15 protein-coding genes are annotated in these 18,239 nt (G+C 48.1%); 12 read left to right on the top strand and 3 right to left on the bottom strand.

The genetic code is table 11. The features are described 5' to 3' along the window. Positions 1 to 145: 145 nt before the first annotated feature. From C12CBH8_RS06815 to C12CBH8_RS06795, 5 genes are all read left to right on the top strand, one after another. On the top strand, positions 146 to 1,924 hold the full coding sequence (locus C12CBH8_RS06815) for a S1C family serine protease (RefSeq protein ID WP_215532839.1): 1,779 nt from the start codon (positions 146 to 148) through the stop codon (positions 1,922 to 1,924). A gap of 386 nt (positions 1,925 to 2,310) precedes the next feature. After that, positions 2,311 to 2,754 (top strand): ACT domain-containing protein, encoded by a 444-nt coding sequence (locus C12CBH8_RS06810; protein ID WP_090267188.1) that lies wholly within the window; start codon positions 2,311 to 2,313, stop codon positions 2,752 to 2,754. Positions 2,755 to 2,841: 87 nt separating this feature from the next. Next, entirely contained in the window at positions 2,842 to 4,089 is a 1,248-nt protein-coding gene (locus C12CBH8_RS06805; protein ID WP_215532838.1) for a homoserine dehydrogenase, read from the top strand. A gap of 50 nt (positions 4,090 to 4,139) precedes the next feature. Continuing rightward, positions 4,140 to 5,054 (top strand): homoserine kinase, encoded by a 915-nt coding sequence (gene thrB / locus C12CBH8_RS06800; protein ID WP_215532837.1) that lies wholly within the window; start codon positions 4,140 to 4,142, stop codon positions 5,052 to 5,054. Between the two features lie 54 nt (positions 5,055 to 5,108). Beyond that, on the top strand, positions 5,109 to 6,314 hold the full coding sequence (locus C12CBH8_RS06795; protein ID WP_090267196.1) for an aspartate kinase: 1,206 nt from the start codon (positions 5,109 to 5,111) through the stop codon (positions 6,312 to 6,314). 93 nt (positions 6,315 to 6,407) lie between these two features. Here the strand turns inward: C12CBH8_RS06795 and C12CBH8_RS06790 are convergent, their stop codons facing one another. The 3 genes from C12CBH8_RS06790 to C12CBH8_RS06780 form a co-directional block, all read right to left on the bottom strand. Continuing rightward, positions 6,408 to 6,869 (bottom strand): GNAT family N-acetyltransferase, encoded by a 462-nt coding sequence (locus C12CBH8_RS06790; RefSeq protein WP_215532836.1) that lies wholly within the window; start codon positions 6,867 to 6,869, stop codon positions 6,408 to 6,410. Positions 6,870 to 7,014: 145 nt separating this feature from the next. Beyond that, positions 7,015 to 8,373 carry a DHHW family protein gene (locus C12CBH8_RS06785; protein ID WP_215532835.1) on the bottom strand — a complete coding sequence of 453 codons (1,359 nt, stop codon included), beginning with the start codon at positions 8,371 to 8,373 and terminating at the stop codon, positions 7,015 to 7,017. 14 nt (positions 8,374 to 8,387) lie between these two features. Then, positions 8,388 to 9,803 (bottom strand): MBOAT family O-acyltransferase, encoded by a 1,416-nt coding sequence (locus C12CBH8_RS06780; protein ID WP_215532834.1) that lies wholly within the window; start codon positions 9,801 to 9,803, stop codon positions 8,388 to 8,390. A gap of 589 nt (positions 9,804 to 10,392) precedes the next feature. On the opposite strand from C12CBH8_RS06780, the gene C12CBH8_RS06775 reads away from it, so the two are divergent. The 7 genes from C12CBH8_RS06775 (at position 10,393) to abc-f (ending at position 18,199) form a co-directional block, all read left to right on the top strand. Beyond that, complete coding sequence (locus C12CBH8_RS06775; protein ID WP_090267206.1) at positions 10,393 to 10,890, top strand: NADH-quinone oxidoreductase subunit NuoE family protein; 498 nt, start codon at positions 10,393 to 10,395, stop codon at positions 10,888 to 10,890. A 5-nt stretch (positions 10,891 to 10,895) separates the two neighbouring features. Further along, positions 10,896 to 11,447 (top strand): ATP-binding protein, encoded by a 552-nt coding sequence (locus C12CBH8_RS06770; protein ID WP_090267208.1) that lies wholly within the window; start codon positions 10,896 to 10,898, stop codon positions 11,445 to 11,447. A 3-nt stretch (positions 11,448 to 11,450) separates the two neighbouring features. Further along, complete coding sequence (locus tag C12CBH8_RS06765) at positions 11,451 to 11,822, top strand: (2Fe-2S) ferredoxin domain-containing protein (RefSeq protein WP_090267211.1); 372 nt, start codon at positions 11,451 to 11,453, stop codon at positions 11,820 to 11,822. Between the two features lie 14 nt (positions 11,823 to 11,836). Then, the gene (nuoF, locus tag C12CBH8_RS06760) at positions 11,837 to 13,624 is read left to right on the top strand and encodes an NADH-quinone oxidoreductase subunit NuoF (protein ID WP_215532833.1); all 1,788 of its coding nucleotides are present in this window, start codon (positions 11,837 to 11,839) and stop codon (positions 13,622 to 13,624) included. A gap of 18 nt (positions 13,625 to 13,642) precedes the next feature. After that, positions 13,643 to 15,382 (top strand): NADH-dependent [FeFe] hydrogenase, group A6, encoded by a 1,740-nt coding sequence (locus C12CBH8_RS06755; RefSeq protein WP_215532832.1) that lies wholly within the window; start codon positions 13,643 to 13,645, stop codon positions 15,380 to 15,382. A 351-nt stretch (positions 15,383 to 15,733) separates the two neighbouring features. Beyond that, positions 15,734 to 16,249, top strand: coding sequence for a GNAT family N-acetyltransferase (locus tag C12CBH8_RS06750; protein WP_090267218.1), 516 nt, complete (start codon positions 15,734 to 15,736; stop codon positions 16,247 to 16,249). A 51-nt stretch (positions 16,250 to 16,300) separates the two neighbouring features. Continuing rightward, positions 16,301 to 18,199 carry a ribosomal protection-like ABC-F family protein gene (abc-f, locus tag C12CBH8_RS06745; RefSeq protein WP_215532831.1) on the top strand — a complete coding sequence of 633 codons (1,899 nt, stop codon included), beginning with the start codon at positions 16,301 to 16,303 and terminating at the stop codon, positions 18,197 to 18,199. Positions 18,200 to 18,239 lie beyond the last annotated feature (40 nt).

The raw sequence follows: 18,239 nt of genomic DNA, 5'->3' as shown, positions 1-18,239 counted from the left end.
AAATACTGGAATTTTATACCGCAAAAAAATATTCATAAAGCATTCAATAAAACTTCACTCGAGAAACAAAAAATAGACACACCTGACCTTTATGATAAGACTCACAGAAACAAAGTTAAGCATCAACAAAGGAGCTGTGAAATATATGTATAACAACGACAATAATTCCATCTATCCGGAAAACAACATCCCTGAGGATCAAAACCAATTCGCTATGCAGGATCAGCATTCAGCGGAAGCCCATCAGGAGAGCGTCCCTCCCGTCCAGGATCAGCAGACCGCTGCAGAGACGTATCGCACAGACTCCTATCCCGGCGGCAGCAACAACCCCCAAACCGAACCCTATCAGGAAGCAGTCCAACACCAGCAATCTCAGACTTCCGCCCAGCAAGGTCAAAGTATCTTTGATGAAAATGGTTATTATCACTATGCGGCGCCAAAACAGGATCCGCACACCACATCCCAGACCAGCCAAACCTATCCCCAGCACGATGGCACTTATTCCCAATCCGCATCCCAGTATTACAACGAAGGAGATGCTGGCATGAATCAATCCGGTTGGAACAATCCCGGCACCCCGGTGGATCAGTCCAGTCCCAACGTGGAATACAATTATCAAGCACCTTACATTCCCATGGATGGATATGAAGGCAGTCAAATGCCGAATGGCAAAAAGCCTCGTCAGAAGAAGCAAAAAACAGCGGGTGAAAAACGGAAATTTACTTGGGGATCCCTGGTAGCAGTCGCCTGTGCATCGGCTCTCCTGTGCGGCGCTATTTCTACCGCATCCACAGCGGCTATCATGCACAATGGTTTGACCGACAATGGAACGTCGTCCTCCAGCAGTAGCTCCAGTTCGACCGCGACCCCGGTTAATATGACAGCTCAAGAAACCCAGACAGCTATCACAGCAGTGGCACAGAAGGTATCCCCTTCCGTGGTGGGTATCCGCGTCACAACCTCTTATGGACAGGGCGGAGGCTTCTACAGTGCCAATGGTTCCACGGATTCCTCCAGTGAGGGATCTGGCGTGATCTACAGCTCCGATGGCTATATCATCACCAATTATCACGTTATTTCCGCAGCAGTAGAAGGCAGTTCCTCCAGCAGCCAAAGCGATCCCTTCGGCGGGATGTTCGGCGGCATACAGGGCGGGAACAAGACCACGTCCATCCAAGTTTATCTGGCCAGCGACAGCGAAAACGCTTTGGACGCCCAATTGGTAGGCTATGACGTCAGTGCTGACTTAGCCGTACTCAAGGTTGATAAAACCGATCTGCCTGCCATTGAAATTGGAGATTCCGACAGTCTGTCGGTAGGACAAAATGCCATCGCCATTGGTAGCCCCGGCGGCCTTGACTTTATGGGCAGCGTAAGCTCTGGCATCATCAGCGGCTTGAACCGTAAAATCCAGACTGAAAACGGCGTAGAGATGAATCTCATTCAGACCGACGCCGCCATCAATCCCGGCAACTCCGGCGGTGCTCTGGTGGATATCAACGGCAAACTCATCGGCATCAACAATTCCAAGATGGCCGGAGAATCCTTTGAAGGGATGGGCTTCTCCATTCCAGTCAACGAGGTGGTGGAGATCTGCGATCGGATCATCAACAACGAAAATTCTCCCACCCCTTATTTAGGTGTCACCATCGACTCGTCCTATGATTCCGATACCCTCCAGCGTATGGGATATCCGGCCGGCGTAGTGGTTAATTCTGTGGCCGACAATTCCCCAGCAGCTGCAGCAGGTATTGAGCGGGGCGATATTATCACCGCCATCAATGGTGAGGAAATTACCAGCTTTGCCCAACTCAGCAGTGAAAAGAGCAAGTATTCTGTAGGTGATACCATTTCTGTCACCATTTATCGAAGCGGACAAAGTACCGATGTGCAGCTGACTTTGGGCCAGAGCAGCGAAGGCTAAAGGAGAAAAGGCGGCTGAAAGGCCGTTTACATAGATTATAAAAAGCTTCCAGGGAGCAAAAAGAGATATCGCCCATTTTCATCCCCAGTGAGGGAGGAAGGAGGCGATATCTCTTTTTGCAGTTTAATGGAAAAGAAATCGTCCTATTAAAAGAGCAAAAAAGATGCATTTTGAAGTACAATATATTCGTTTTTGTGCATTGTATCTAATAACAGAAGAAAATAGAAGAAAAACAGAGAATACTGAAGCAATAAAGAGATAACTTCTGAAATTGTAGTATAACAATAAAAAATAGAATAAAACATGGGAAAATAAGGGTTGAGCAAAACCCGGCGGAATGGTATAGTTTATCCTATAGATACAACCGTATTTGGGTGGTGGACGATATGCCGGAACTGGCACGGTTTTATGTAGTGGAAGCCTCAGCTTTACCAGAGGTTTTTCTGCGGGTGGCCGAGGCAAAGGAATATTTAAACAATGGCCAAGCGCAGAGTTCAGCGGAGGCGTCCCGGATGGCAGGCATCTCCCGCAGTGCTTTTTATAAATACAAGGATGCCTTTTTCCCATACAACGACCGGACGAATTCCTGTATCATCACCATGCATATGATTTTAAGGGATCGACCGGGAGTTTTATCCCAGGTAATCGCCAGCTTGTACCAATCGGGAGTCAATATCCTGACGATCAATCAAAACATTCCCGTTATGGGGGCGGCGCCGGTATCCATCTCAGTGCGGACCGATCAGGGGGATTTTAAGCTGGAAGATCTTTTGGGGGCGCTTAAGGAGATTGATGGCGTCCAGAGCATTGAGAATGTATCGGGTGCATGAGCATGCAAAAGAAAACAATCAAAATGTATAAAGCTTGTGCGAGGTTCAGAGGCCGCGGGCAGGTGGACGAGAGAGGATGAAATAATTATGGTTCAAATCGCAGTGCTGGGGCATGGAACGGTAGGATCCGGCGTAGTGGAGGTGCTCCGGAAGAATCACGGGAGTATCACCAAAAAAGCCCACGACGAAATTCACATTAAATATATTCTTGATCTGAGGGAATTCCCGGATTTGCCCTATGCCGATAAATTTGTCAAAGATTTTTCCGCCATTGAAAATGATCCGGAAGTGGACATTGTGGTAGAATGCATGGGTGGTTTGCATCCGGCTTATGATTTTGTCAAAGCCTGTATGCTCAAGGGAAAGCACGTCGTGACCTCCAATAAGGAATTGGTGGCTACCAAAGGCGCGGAACTTTTAAAGATTGCCCGGGAAAAAAATCTCAGTTTTTTGTTTGAAGCCAGCGTTGGGGGAGGCATTCCCATCATCCGGCCGCTGTATCAGTGTCTGGCGGCCAATGAAGTGTATGAGATTGCCGGTATTCTAAACGGCACTACCAATTTCATCTTGACCAAGATGATCCGGGAACAGATGAGTTTCCAGGATGCTTTGGATATGGCTCAAAAATTGGGCTATGCCGAGCGGGATCCCAGTGCAGATGTCCAGGGTGACGATTCCTGCCGCAAGATTTGCATCTTAGCATCCCTCGTATTTGGCAAGCACGTTTATCCGGAACAAGTGCATACCGAAGGCATTACCAACATTACATTGGAAGATGTAGAGTATGCTGAAAGTTTGGACGGTGTCATCAAACTGCTTGGCCGGGTGAAGAAGCTGGAGGATGGACATCTGTCGGTTATGGTATGTCCGGCTATTGTAGGCCGGAGCGGACAGCTCGCCAGTGTAGAAGACGTATTTAACGGCATTCTAGTGAGAGGCGATGCAGTGGGTGATGTGGTCTTCTACGGCCGGGGGGCTGGCAAACTGCCGACTGCGTCGGCAGTGGTAGGCGATGTGATCGATTGTGTGAAACGTCTGGAGTATAAGAAGTACCTTTATTGGGAGGACGGGGAAAAAGGTTACGTAAAGGATTATCGAGAGACATCCTCCCGGTTTTATCTGCGCTTGAAGGCCTCGGATGCCCAGAAGGTATTGGACGCGGCAAAAGTTGCATTTGGAGAGATCCAAGAGGCCCATCGCGCAAATGCCCCATCGGACGAAGTAGCATTTGCTACGGCAGAAGAGATACAGGAATCTAAATTGGAGCAAGTGCTTTCCCAGTGGGAGCAGGATGGAACCCAAGTATTGGGCTGTATCCGATTGTTTGATTATTGATTATATTACCATATGCGGTTTGATTGTTTGTGGGAAGGGAGGTGCAGTGCATGATAAAAATAAAAGTGCCGGCCACCAGCGCCAATTTAGGTCCTGGATTTGACGCGTTGGGCCTGGCTCTGACCCTTTACAATGAGGTGTGGATGGAGGAGTGCGATACAGTAGACATTGCTGCTGTAGATGATACTGTCATCCCCACAGGGACGGACAATATGATCTTTCAAAATGCGCGGCATCTCTATGAACTATGTGGACGTCCATTTTGTGGTCTAAAAGTGCGCCAAAAAAACGGGATCCCCATGACCCGAGGGCTTGGGAGCAGTTCAGCCTGCATTGTGGCGGGACTGTTGGGTGCCAATGCCCTGCTGGGAGAACCCATGGAACGGCAGGAACTTTTGTCCATTGCCGCCCATATGGAGGGCCATCCTGACAACATTGCTCCTGCCATTTTAGGAGGACTGGTGACGTCGGTGATGGAAGGGGGACAGGTGTACAGCGTCAGTGTGCCGGTGTCGGATCAGATCCAGTTTGCGGTTATGATCCCTCCATTTGAGATTAAAACGGAATTTGCCCGGGGAATTTTACCGGGGAGTTTATCTAGAGCAGACGCAGTTTTTAACCTATCCCGGGCAGCATTGATGACGGCAGCTCTTTTTTCCGGACGTATGGAAAACTTAAAGGTGGCAGTACAAGATCGTATTCATCAGCCCTATCGTCTGGGGCTTATTCCCGGCATGCGGGAGGCTTTTGATGCAGCCTATGATCTAGGAGCTTACGGCGTCTATTTAAGCGGAGCAGGTCCCACCATTGTGGGTGTAATCGATGCTCGTGAATCCAAGGAGGATTTTGCTTGTAAGCTGTCATCGGGGCTGGAGCAGCGCGGCATCAAGGGTTGGAAAGTACTTGTGCTGGATTGCGATCAACCAGGCGCTCAAGTAACAAAAGATGTCCCGCTGGAAGCTTGAGGAAAAGCCCAAGCGGGTTGTTTGTAACCAGTATAAAACCAAGGGGAGAAATGTATGAGTTTGATTGTGCAGAAGTTTGGAGGTACATCGGTGGCCAATGCCGACCGAGTCCGCAATGTGGCCCGTATTGTTACCGATACTTATCGCCAAGGACATGATGTTATCGTAGTGGTGTCCGCTCAAGGAGATACTACCGATGATCTGATTGAAAAGGCTAATGAGATCAATCCCAAAGCTTCCAAGCGGGAAATGGATATGCTTTTGGCGGCGGGAGAAGAAATTTCCATCTCCTTGCTTGCCATGGCCATTGAATCGCTGGGATTCCCGGTGGTATCCATGCTGGGATGGCAGGCAGGATTTCAAACGACATCGGTCAACGGCAACGCTCGTATTAAGCGCATCGACACAGACCGCCTCCGTGAAGCATTGGATAAACGCAATATTGTAGTAGTGGCCGGATTCCAGGGAATCAACCGCTTTGGGGATATCAGTACACTGGGCCGCGGCGGATCGGATACCAGTGCCGTTGCATTGGCCGCTGCGTTACAGGCTGAATGCTGCCAGATCTACACCGATGTAGACGGTGTATATACTGCTGATCCCCGCAAGGTGAAGAATGCGAGGAAACTAGAAGAAATCACCTACGATGAGATGCTGGAACTGGCTACATTAGGCGCTCAGGTTTTGCATAACCGTTCGGTAGAGATGGCAAAAAAATACAACGTAGATCTGGAGGTACGCTCCAGTCTTGATCCCGTGGAGGGCACAAAGGTCAAGGAGGTAGTTAATGTGGAAAAAATGCTGATCAAAGGGGTAACCCGTGATAATAATATAGCTCGTATTTCCATTGTGGGAGTTAAGGATCAGCCAGGTATCGCCTTTAAGATTTTCTCCCGTTTGGCTGGGGCGCAAGTCAACGTGGATATCATCCTGCAGTCGATAGGCCGGGATGGTACAAAGGACATCGCTTTTACCGTACCGCAAAGCCAGGGTGAGGCGGCGATGAACGCCATCAAGGATATGGCGGAGATTGTAGGCTGCAAACATGTCCATTATCATGACAATGTGTCGAAAGTCTCGGTGGTAGGCGCCGGTATGGAGAGCAATCCGGGCGTAGCAGCCCGTATGTTTGAGGCGCTGTATGACGCTGACATTAATATCCAGATGATTTCCACCAGCGAAATCAAGATTTCAGTTATCATCAATCGTGATATGGCTGACCGTGCAGTGGCTGCAATCCACGATGCTTTTATCTCCTAATTAGGCTACAGGATAATTTTATGTCATAAAAAAGACGGCCGGAAGGGATCTCTCTTCCGGCCGTCTTTTTGTTCATAGATTTAAAAATTTCTATTATGGAGCCCTGTGGACATACATTCTAGAAAGATGGTTATCGCCATCGCCTTGAACCATACATAAAAACTTCCATCCATATCTCTCATAAAAGGAAGTATGGTCTGTCATAAGATAAAGTGCCTCTATGCCATATTTTTTCATATCGGAGCAAGCATAGTCAAGCAAACGTCCAGCGACGCCTTGATTGCGATAGGTTTTCTCCACATAAAGGGCACAAATATTAGGGGACAAGTCTTTTCTATCGTGAAAATCATTTTCAATTACGCCCAAACCGCCGATAATGTTTCCATTCAGAATTGCCACATACCACTGGGGAATAGACTGGTTATTTAGCAGACACTGATTCATGCTTTTATAGTATTCCTCCCTAGGAATACCCCATTTTTCGTGAAACCAGTCGGCAGCACAGTTCAGAAGATCCGGTTCTTCTCTGATACATAAAATGCTGTAGTTGTCCATACAGTATATCCTCCTCGTCAAGGATCTTTCGTTTATGACATCACATTTTCTAAAGGTACGTTCAGAAAAAATCCCGCTGGGAAAGGCTTAGTAAGCGGTTCCCAGCGGGCATATCATTTTGTAGGGCCAAGAGGGGAAAACGTCATTAGTCCAGACATTTATCGATGTATTTATTGAACCCGGAGCAAGCAGAGAAAGCGTAGTTAATAGCCAAAACATCATCGACGTTATTGTCCCGGACAAAAGAGGGAATGTTAATGGTACCCTGACGAGGATCACATACATAGACGTTTTCATAGTGGTTGAGAAGCCACGGGACGAAAGCATTGCCATAAGACTCCTTGATGACCAGGATACTTTTTCCGTTTTTGACGCCGGTAGTGAAGCGGGAAAGAAGGGTATCGCCTGAGATAAAGCAAAGGTACTTGTTGGAGGAATTGACCTTAGTGGCTACAGCGTGAATGGTGATACCATCGGTCATATCCTGACTCTTAAAATACTTTCCTTCGTTCTCCACGTTGGGGAGGAAGTACTCTACATAATCTGGATTGTCTTTCAGGACCTGAGCCTGGGTAGCGCGATAAAGAGAACCAACGAAATCGTCTATCTGACCTGTTTCAAAATCGTTGATATCCACAGGAGTAAATCCAGCTTGTTTGGCAAAAGCGGTATAGGCGTAGTAAGCGCCACGGGCTGTCCAGTGATGGTCGGTACGGAAGTAAAGGTATTCGTCGGTGTGCGGAGCGATAGCAGAGTAGGCATCAACAGGGATTACGTCCTGAAGCTGGCTGTATGCCAGATCAAAGGCGCCTTTTTGGGACTGGGTTAGAGAATGATACTTGGATGGGGAATAGAATTCCACCGAGGTAGGCGCAAGCAGATTGAAAACGCGGGTAGAGGAAGGAAGCTGCGTCTTCATTTTATTGAGAGTATCGGTGTAGCTGGTTAGCTTCTTTTCATTGAGGCTGAAGAGTTCCATAGCCCGGTCTTTGACAATGATGACGCCGCCGTGGTTGTCCACTTCCGTATCGTCAGGTACTTCCACTGGGGAAGAAGCTTCCTCCTGGGAGGAGGCCGATTCAGAAGAGGCATTTGCAGATGAGGAAGGAGCGGAAGAAGATGACGGTGAAGAGGAGGAAGACTCTGAAGATGAGGAATCAGGCAGATCGCCGTCCTGTAAATGTTCACCAGCACCGATATGGTCGATTTGGCCGGGATCAACAATGGTGACATCATCCTCGCCTTTCCAAGTGAAGAGAGAACGCACTCCCTGATTGACGTTCATAAAAGCGTCGCGGAAGGGGAAGGTGTCGGAATAATATTCTTCAAAATCCTTTGCAAAAGAACCGTCGAAGAGCGTTTGAAAAGTTAACGAAGGCTTCTCTTTAAGATTGCGGTTTTCAGTGGCGGAAACAGTAGCATCCTGATCCACTAGGCTGATAAAGCCCATGGCGAAAATCGGCACGAGAAACAAGGTTATGGCTGCGATATACAAGCGTTTCATACCAAAGGCTCCTTTTAAAATCTAAAGTAGAGGAAGGGATTGTAGGTTGATCCCACCAGAGAGGCGGTACAGATAAAGAGAAGGACCATGTTGTATCCAATGGAGAGGCCCATATTCAACTTCCCGCTTTTTGGATCGAGGCGATGAATGCCGTACCGTACCAGCTTCTTAAGGGGAAGACAGGCTAGGATAGCCACAATCACAAAGGGAAGATTGTTGTAGAAGACCAATGAAGTTTTGGCATCGGTAAATCCGTTGGCTCCGATGCCGAACATAATACCCAGCATACGGAAGCACTTGGAGAGATCCGTGAAGTAGAAGAATACCCATCCGATTAAAATAAGGGCGATGCCGTAAACATGGCCAAATATACTGGGGATCTTATCCAAGACTTTGAGCAGGAAGGTTTTCTCCAAGATGAGGAACACCGCATAGAAAAGTCCCCATAGGATAAAGTTCCAACTGGCTCCATGCCAGAGGCCAGTGAGGAACCATACAATTAAGATGTTGCGCAGCTGGATGGGGAGTCCCCGGCGGTTGCCGCCTAACGGGATATAAACATAATCCCGGAAGAAAGAACTCAAGGAGATATGCCAACGCCTCCAGAAGTCAGTGGCCGAACGGGCAATATAAGGATAATTGAAGTTTTCACCATAGTCAAAGCCGAACATCTTGCCCAAACCAATAGCCATATCGGAATAACCGGAGAAGTCGAAGTAAATCTGGAAGGCATAGAGCATGATGCTGAACCATCCGCCCAATACCGATACGGAAGAAAGATCGCCGTCTAAAATAGGAGTGGCCAAACTTCCGGCGACATTGGCGATCAGGACTTTTTTACCCAAGCCGCAGGCAAAACGAGTGATGCCGGCAGAAAACCCTTTTAAGGTTGTACGGCGGTCGGAGAGCTGTTTTGCAATATCGGCATACCGCAGGATAGGTCCTGCAATAAGCTGGGGGAATAGGGAGACGAACAATAAGAAATTAGTAAAGGATTTCTGCACCTGTGTATTGCCCCGGTAGACGTCGATGGAATAGGACAAGGTTTGGAAGGTATAAAATGAAATACCGATGGGCAAAGAGAACCCAGGAACAGGCAATCCCAACCCGGTGATAGCATTGATATTTTCCACCAGAAAGCCGGAATATTTAAAGGTAGCCAAAAGGCCCAGATTGATGACTACCGAAGCCAGCAAGGCAGCTTTACTCTGCCACTGTCCTCGGTACTTATCAATCAGTTGCCCATTGACAAAATCCACAATGGCACTAAAAATCAACAAGATTACCCACACAGGCTCGCCCCATGCATAAAAAAGAAGGGAAAGAATCATCAATACGATGTTCTTAACCTTCAAATTTGGAGCTAGGAAATACAGAGCCAGGCAGATGGGGAAGAAGCCAAACAAAAAGATCAAGCTCGAAAAAACCATGGTCTCTCCTCGATTCTGATGGTGTAGTCAATAGCAAAAGTACAAGGATGAGAAAACTTGCATACATCAAAATCACAAGTTCAACTGTACTTTTTTGTATTGCTTAACCATCATAAGATATTTTTGGAAACGGTGCAAGATAGAATCATAAAAAAAATAAGATATTACGAAACTGTAAAGATTGTAAATAAAAAAAGATAAGATATTACGAAACTGTAAAAATTGTAAATCAGAGAGGGAATAACATAGAAAAGAAAAAGGGTAAATTTTTAGTTATAAACTAATTTGGTATAGTAAAAGATAAAAACTGAAAAAAGGAGATTCAGGAGGAAAAAAGAGAGAGGGACAAAAATATTAGAGATTTTGCCAAAAAAGGACGGTTGATTTTCTGTCAGTACGTCAAACAAACGAATTGCAAGAATTACCTCTCAAAAATTGCAAATTTTTTCGTTTTTTTATGCCGATTATTGTAGATTTTTAACCTTTTATCTGCTATACTTGTAATGTTATAAGTTGAATGATTGTTGCATTATTTTAGCAATAATCATGTTTTGAAATGCTATAACACAGTTTAGGGAGGAAATGAACCATGCAGAAGCGAATTGGCAAACTGCCTTTTAAAGGGACTCCTGAACAGGAAAAACAACTGCTTCAGGTGATTGAGTCTCACAAAGGGCAACAGGGCGCATTGATGCCGGTGCTGCAGGAGGCTCAGGAGATCTATGGATATCTCCCCTTAGAAGTGCAGCAGATTATTTCGGAAAATATGGGAGTCCCGATGGAGGAGATCTATGGTGTCGCCACCTTTTATTCCCAATTTTCCCTGTCGCCCAAAGGGCAGTACAAGATCTCAGTATGCCTGGGTACCGCTTGCTATGTCAAAGGCTCGGGCAAAATCTATGAAAAACTTTCCCAACGACTGGGAATCGGTGCAGATGAATGCACACCCGATGGCAAATTTTCGTTGGAAGCATGCCGTTGCATCGGCGCTTGCGGATTGGCCCCTGTGCTGACCGTTAACGACGAAGTGTACGGCCGCTTGACCGAGGATGATGTAGACAGCATCCTGGCCAAGTACCAGGATTAATCGTCATGCGGGAACTGTCGTTGCACATCTTAGACATTGTGCAGAACTCGGTATCAGCCGGTGCATCCCTGATCCAGATAGCGATTCGGGAGGATACCAAGGCAGACCGGATGTCTATTGACATCATCGATAATGGCCGTGGTATGACCAGGACACAGGTCAGTAAAGTATCGGATCCTTTTTTCACCAGCCGTACCACTCGAAAGGTGGGGCTTGGCATCCCGCTGTTTAAGATGGCGGCTGAGCAGGCGGGAGGGGATTTCTCAATTGAGTCCATCCCTGGAAAAGGAACCACCGTCAAGGCGACCTTTGGGTTGACCAATATCGACCGTGCGCCTTTAGGAAATATGGTAGCCACTGTCAATGTTCTTATTCGTTGCAACCCCAAAATTGATTTTATCTACCACCGAGAAAAGGATGACCGTTCGTTTACCCTTGACACCCGCGAACTGCGCAAAGAACTGGGTGTAGAAGTGCCGTTGGATGCTCCAGAAGTATTGGAATGGGTGGATGGTTATCTGAAGGAAAACACGGAACAGATCGTTGGAGGTGCTTAAATTATGAAATCGCTTGCAGAGCTTCAAGCTATAAAGGAAAGGGCGCAAAGCCGTATTCAGATGCGTGAGGAGATGGGCGACGATACCCGTATTGTAGTGGGTATGGCCACTTGCGGCATCGCTGCAGGAGCCCGTCCGGTGTTGACCTCGTTTGTGGACGAGATCGGCAAACGCAAATTGGAACATGTAGTAGTAACACAAACCGGCTGTATCGGCATTTGCCAATACGAGCCTGTAGTGGAAGTATTTGTACCTGGCCAAGAGAAGGTCACTTATGTTAAAATGACCCCAGAAAAGGCTGTACGCGTTGTCAATGATCACATTGTAAACGGCAATGTGGTGACAGAATTCACCATCGGTGCAGCCCAGAAATAAGGAGGGAAAACCCAATGTATCGTTCACACGTTCTGATTTGTGGTGGTACTGGTTGTACCTCCTCAAACAGCGGAAAAATTTTGGAAGTTATGAAGGAAGAGGTGGCAAAAGCCGGCCTCACCGATGAAATTAATATTGTACATACCGGCTGTTTTGGTCTGTGTGCGTTGGGTCCCATCATGGTGGTGTACCCCGAAGGCGCATTCTACAGCATGGTTCGTCCGGAAGACGTTCCGGAAATCGTAGAAGAGCATTTGCTCAAAGGCCGTATCGTCAAACGTCTTTTGTACCAAGAGACCGTTCAAGAAGATACCATCAAGTCTCTTAATGAGACCGATTTCTATAAGAAACAAATGCGTCTGGCGCTGCGCAACTGCGGCGTCATCAACCCTGAAGTCATCGACGAGTATATCGCCTATGATGGTTATCAGGCTCTGGCTAAGTGCGTCACAGAGATGACTCCGGAAGAAGTCATCCAAACCGTGCTGGATTCCGGCCTGAGAGGACGCGGAGGCGCGGGATTCCCCACTGGCCGTAAATGGAGTTTGGCTGCTGCCAACCATGCCGATCAAAAATACGTCTGCTGTAACGCCGACGAAGGTGACCCAGGCGCATTTATGGACCGCTCGGTCTTGGAAGGCGATCCCCATTCGGTCATTGAAGCAATGGCCATTGCCGGTTATGCTATCGGCGCTACCCAGGGTTATGTGTATGTCCGTGCCGAATACCCCATTGCGGTACAGCGTCTGCGCATTGCTATCGACCAGGCCCGTGAATACGGCCTGTTGGGGAAAAACATCTTTGGTACAAATTTCTGCTTTGATTTGGATATCCGTCTGGGTGCCGGGGCATTTGTATGTGGCGAGGAGACCGCTCTTATGACTTCCATTGAAGGCAAACGCGGCGAGCCGCATCCCCGTCCTCCTTTCCCAGCGGTGAAAGGCCTGTTTGGCAAACCCACTATTTTAAATAACGTAGAAACTTACGCTAACATCCCCCAGATCATTCTCAAGGGTGCTGAATGGTTCAGCTCCATCGGCACTGAGAAGTCTAAGGGCACCAAGGTATTCGCTGTGGGCGGTAAGATCCATAATACCGGCCTGGTAGAAGTCCCGATGGGTACCACTTTACGCGAAATCGTCGAAGAGATCGGCGGCGGTATTCCAAACGGCAAGAAGTTCAAAGCGGCTCAGACTGGTGGCCCTTCGGGCGGCTGTATCCCGGCTGAGCACATGGATGTGCCGATCGATTACGATAACCTGATTGCCATTGGATCCATGATGGGATCCGGCGGTCTTATCGTTATGGATGAAGACACCTGTATGGTGGATATTGCTAAGTTCTTCCTGGAATTCACCGTGGATGAATCCTGCGGTAAATGTACTCCTTGCCGCGTTGGCACCAAGCGTCTTTACGAGATGCTGGATAAGATCACCAAAGGCGAAGGGACACTGGAAGATATCGATAAGATGGAAGAGCTTTGCTACCATATTAAGAGCAATTCACTGTGCGGCTTGGGCCAGACGGCTCCGAACCCCGTACTGTCCACACTCCAGTATTTCCGAGACGAGTATATTGCGCACGTTAAGGATAAGACCTGTCCGGCCGGCGTGTGCAAGAGCTTGCTGAAATACTATATTGAACCTGACAAGTGCCGCGGATGTACGTTGTGCGCCAGACAGTGTCCGGTGGGCGCCATCGACGGCAAAGTCAAGGAAGTTCATAAGATCAATACCGACCGTTGCGTGAAGTGCGGCGCCTGTATCGAGAAATGCCGCTTCGGCGCGATTATCAAGAAATAAGGAAGGAGTGTGCCAGTCATGAAAATGGTAAATATTAAGATCAATGGCATGTCCTTGTCTGTGCCGAAGGGTTCAACAATTCTGGAGGCCGCCCGGTATGCCGGCATTGAAATTCCCACCCTGTGCTATTTGAAAGAGATTAACGAGATCGGTGCCTGTCGGATCTGCGTGGTAGAGGTCAAAGGTGCAAGATCTTTAGTAGCCGCCTGCGTATACCCAGTCAATGAGGGGATGGAAATTGAAACCAATTCTCCAAAGGTACAGCAGTCCCGTAAGCTGACGTTGGAACTTATCCTCTCTACCCACGATCGTAAGTGCCTTTCCTGTGTGAGAAGCGGCAACTGCGAACTGCAGAAGCTCTGTAAAGACTTCGGCGTAGAGGACGAGACCTATTACGAAGGCGAAAATATCCATTATGATTTTGACGATACCACCATTCATCTGGTGCGTGACAATAATAAATGTATCCTTTGCCGCCGTTGCGTAGCCGCTTGTGCCGCTCAGGATATCGGCGTCATCGGCGTAGCCGCCCGTGGCTTCGACTCCCATGTAGGATGTACCTTTGAGCGCAGCCTAAGTGAAGTACCCTGTGTCTCTTGTGGCCAGTGTATTGTCAACTGTCCCACCGGTGCTTTGACGGAAAAAGATGATACTGATAAAGTATGGGCAGCTCTCAACGATCCTACTAAGACAGTTATCGTCCAGACTGCACCGTCCATCCGTGTGACCTTGGGCGAATGCTTTGATATGCCCATCGGAACCAATGTAGAGGGCAAGATGGTTGCTGCCCTGCGCCGTTTGGGCTTTGATAAGGTATTTGATACCGATCTGGCCGCCGATATGACCATCGTCGAGGAAGCCAATGAGCTGGTGGAACGCATTAACAATGGCGGTACTCTGCCGATGATCACTTCCTGTTCGCCCGGATGGGTCAAATACTGTGAACATTATTTCCCGGAGATGATCCCACATCTGTCTACTTGTAAATCCCCGCAGCAGATGTTTGGCGCTCTGGCCAAGACTTGGTATGCAAAACGTGAAGGCATTGATCCCAAGGACCTGGTTGTGGTAGGTATTATGCCTTGTACTGCTAAGAAATTTGAAACCAAGCGCGATGGCCAAGATGCTGCCGGCGTACCGGATGTTGACATTGCTTTGACCACCCGTGAGTTGGGCCGCATGATCGGCCGCGCTCATCTGGATTTCGTCAATCTCCCCGATGAGAAATTTGACGATCCGATGGGTGAAGCCACTGGTGCAGGCGTAATCTTTGGCGCCACTGGCGGTGTTATGGAAGCCGCACTGCGTACAGCCGCTGAATGGATTACCGGTGATACCAGTGCTCCTGTGGAGTTCCACGAAGTCCGCGGCACGGCTGATATCAAAGAAGCAGCTTATCAGCTGGGTGATTTGAATGTCAAAGTAGCAGTAGCCAGCGGATTGGCAAACGCCAGGGAGATCCTGGAACGTGTTCAGAAAGGCGAGGCTGATTATCAGTTTATCGAGATCATGTGCTGTCCCGGCGGCTGTGTTAACGGCGGTGGTCAGCCTGTCCAGCACGCAGTGGTGCGCAATTTTGTGGATCTGCGTTCCAAGAGAGCGGCCGCTCTTTACGAGGAAGATGCTAATTTGCCTCTGCGCAAATCCCACGAAAATCCCACCTTGCAGAAGATCTATGAGGAATTCTTGGAGAAGCCCGGCAGCCATGTGGCTCACGATGTGCTTCATACCCATTATGTGGAGCGCTCCAAGTATTAATCGCGTTTGATGTGATTTTGCCCCGCTTGGCTTCGGTCAGGCGGGGTTTTTTCTAGATGACACTCAGCCTAAATACCACGAACGGGAGATAAAAAGTCTAACTTTTAATGGAAGTTTGTACCTTGGAAGGTAAATCTACAGGCTGTCATGACAAAGAATATCATAAAGATCCCCTTATAAAATGAAACGAGGCACTATCCGGCAAAAAAATACCTTGACTTTCGTGGAAACCACTTGTATAGTGTGGTATACTAAGAAAACCAGTGGTGTTAGAAGAACGCCACAATTTTTTACGATGGGACGAAAATCGACCTAAAGAAGGCCGATTCAATTAAAGGAGAGGTTTTGATTATGAACCAGAATATTCAAACCAATATTCCCGGTTGCACGCTTCGTTTTGCCCATGAGCGAGACAATGCATTGGTCTTTTCCTTCATCCGTAAAATCGCTGAATACGAGCGCATGAGCAACGATGTTGTTACCACTGAAGAGGTGTTGTACGATTCTTTATTTGTCCGCCGGGCGGCCCAGGTAGTGCTGGCGGAGTATGAGGGGAAACCGGTGGGATTCGCTTTGTTTTTCCATAACTTTTCCACTTTTATGGGCCGGCAGGGTCTGTATCTGGAGGATGTATTTGTAGATCCGGATATGCGCGGTAAAGGCATCGGCAAATTGCTGGTGACTTTTCTGGCACGTGTCGCCGTAGAACGGGGCTGTGGACGTATGGAGTGGGCTTGCCTCAATTGGAACAAGCCTTCCATCGCATTTTATGAAAAATTAGGCGCGAAAGCAATGAGTGATTGGAGCGTCTATCGTCTGGAAGGGGATAGGCTGCATAACGTAGCGAATCTTTTCTCCTCCAAATAAGAGAAGAAAAAAGCCCCGGCAGGCGCAGATTAATCATTTGAGAGGTTCGCAATGGTAGTGTTAAGCGCATCCAAGCTGCAAAAGAGCTTTGGAGCCGACGTGTTATTTGACAATGTATCTTTTCATGTAGAGCAACGAGATCATATCGGATTGGTGGGAGCCAATGGAGCGGGTAAGACCACTTTATTCCAGTTGATCACCGGCCAGATGGAAGCCGACGGTGGGGAAGTGCACTGTAGCCGAGAGGCTGTGATAGGATATTTGGAACAGCATGCATGCAATGATCCCCATCGCACGGTGCTGGAAGAGGCGCTTTCCTGTTTTGCTCCGCTTCTTTCCGCGGAAGAGAAACTACATGAAATTGCTGTTCAATTGGATCATTCAGCTGATCCGGAGTTGATTGACATGCAGCATCGTCTGCAAGAACAGTTTGAGTCTGACGGCGGGTTGACCTTTCGCAGCCGGACTCGAGCAGCACTGTTGGGATTAGGGTTTGAGGAGCAGGATTTAAATCGTCCTATGTCCACCCTGAGTGGAGGACAGAAGTCCAAGGTAGGGTTGGCACGGCTTCTGGTCAGCGGCGCCAATTTTCTGTTGCTGGACGAGCCCACCAACCATCTGGATATCACATCGGTAGAATGGCTGGAACAATATCTCCAGGACTTTAACGGAGCATTTGTCGTCATCTCCCATGACCGTTATTTTCTGGATAAGGTCACCCGCCGTACGTTTGAGCTGGAACATGGACGTCTGGCGACATTTGACGGAGGGTATTCCAAGTATTTAGAACATAAGGAAGAACAGCGGGAGATCCAGCGCCGGCATTATGAGACCCAGATGCGGGAGATTCATCGCATTGAAGGCATTGTGGAACAGCAACGCCGATGGAATCGGGAACGCAACATCAAAAAGGCCGAGAGTGAATTAAAACGTATTGATCGTCTGAAAGAAGAACTGGAAGTTCCAGAGAGCGAGATTGAAACCATTCATTTCCGGTTTGAAGTGCCGCCTGTATCGGGCAATGATGTGCTTGTGTGTGAAGACTTAAGCAAATCCTTTGGATCCAAAAGGTTATTTGATCATGCATCTTTTACCATACAAAAAGGGGAGAGGGTTTTTCTCATAGGAGAAAACGGATGCGGGAAAACCACTTTTCTTAAGATGCTTACCGGAGAGTTGGGGAGCGATGCCGGCCGGATGCGTCGAGGGGCTGGAGTCCAAATTGGGTACTACGACCAGAATTTATCAGGATTGCATCCGAATAAGACCGTCCTGGATGAGATTTGGGATGATTATCCGCGCATGACTCAGACCATGGTACGCAGTGCCTTAGCCATCTTTTTATTCAAAGGGGACGACGTATTTAAACCCATCTCAGCGCTTTCGGGCGGGGAACGGGCTAGAGTCGCCCTTCTGAAACTGATGCTGTCCAAAGCAAACTTCCTGTTGTTGGACGAACCTACCAACCATCTGGATGTAGGGTCCCGAGAGGCGTTGGAGGGTGCGCTGAAGGATTATGAAGGGACGCTGCTGATTGTATCCCACGACCGTTATCTCATCAATAAATTGGCTGATCGTGTCTTGCGCCTCACCATCGATGGTGTCGAGCAGTATGTCGGCAACTACGACGCCTATCTGGAAAAGATGATGGGTGTACAAAAAATAGCGGCATCCCCCAAACCAATCAAGAAGCCGAATGCCTATCAACAGCGTAAAGAAGCTGAATCAGCTAAACGGCGTATGGCGGGGAGGTTTAAACGGCTGGAAGCTGAGATTGAGCAGATGGAACAACAACAGTCCCAAGTGACAGCTCAATTGGAACAACCAGATGTCAGCGCTGATTATACCCGCATTGTAGAGATCAATGCCCAGCTGGAGGAAATCCAAAAAAATTTGGACGCCCTTTATGAAGAGTGGGAGACTTTAGGCGAACAGCTAAATGAAGCGTAAGAAACAATAAAAGAAAAAGTCCCCTGTGACCAATTTGATC

Origin of the sequence: Solibaculum mannosilyticum (genome assembly GCF_015140235.1) — a bacterium.
In the GTDB taxonomy this organism is placed as follows: Bacteria; Bacillota; Clostridia; order Oscillospirales; family Acutalibacteraceae; genus Solibaculum; species Solibaculum mannosilyticum.
This window is presented reverse-complemented; position numbering and strand designations above follow the sequence as displayed.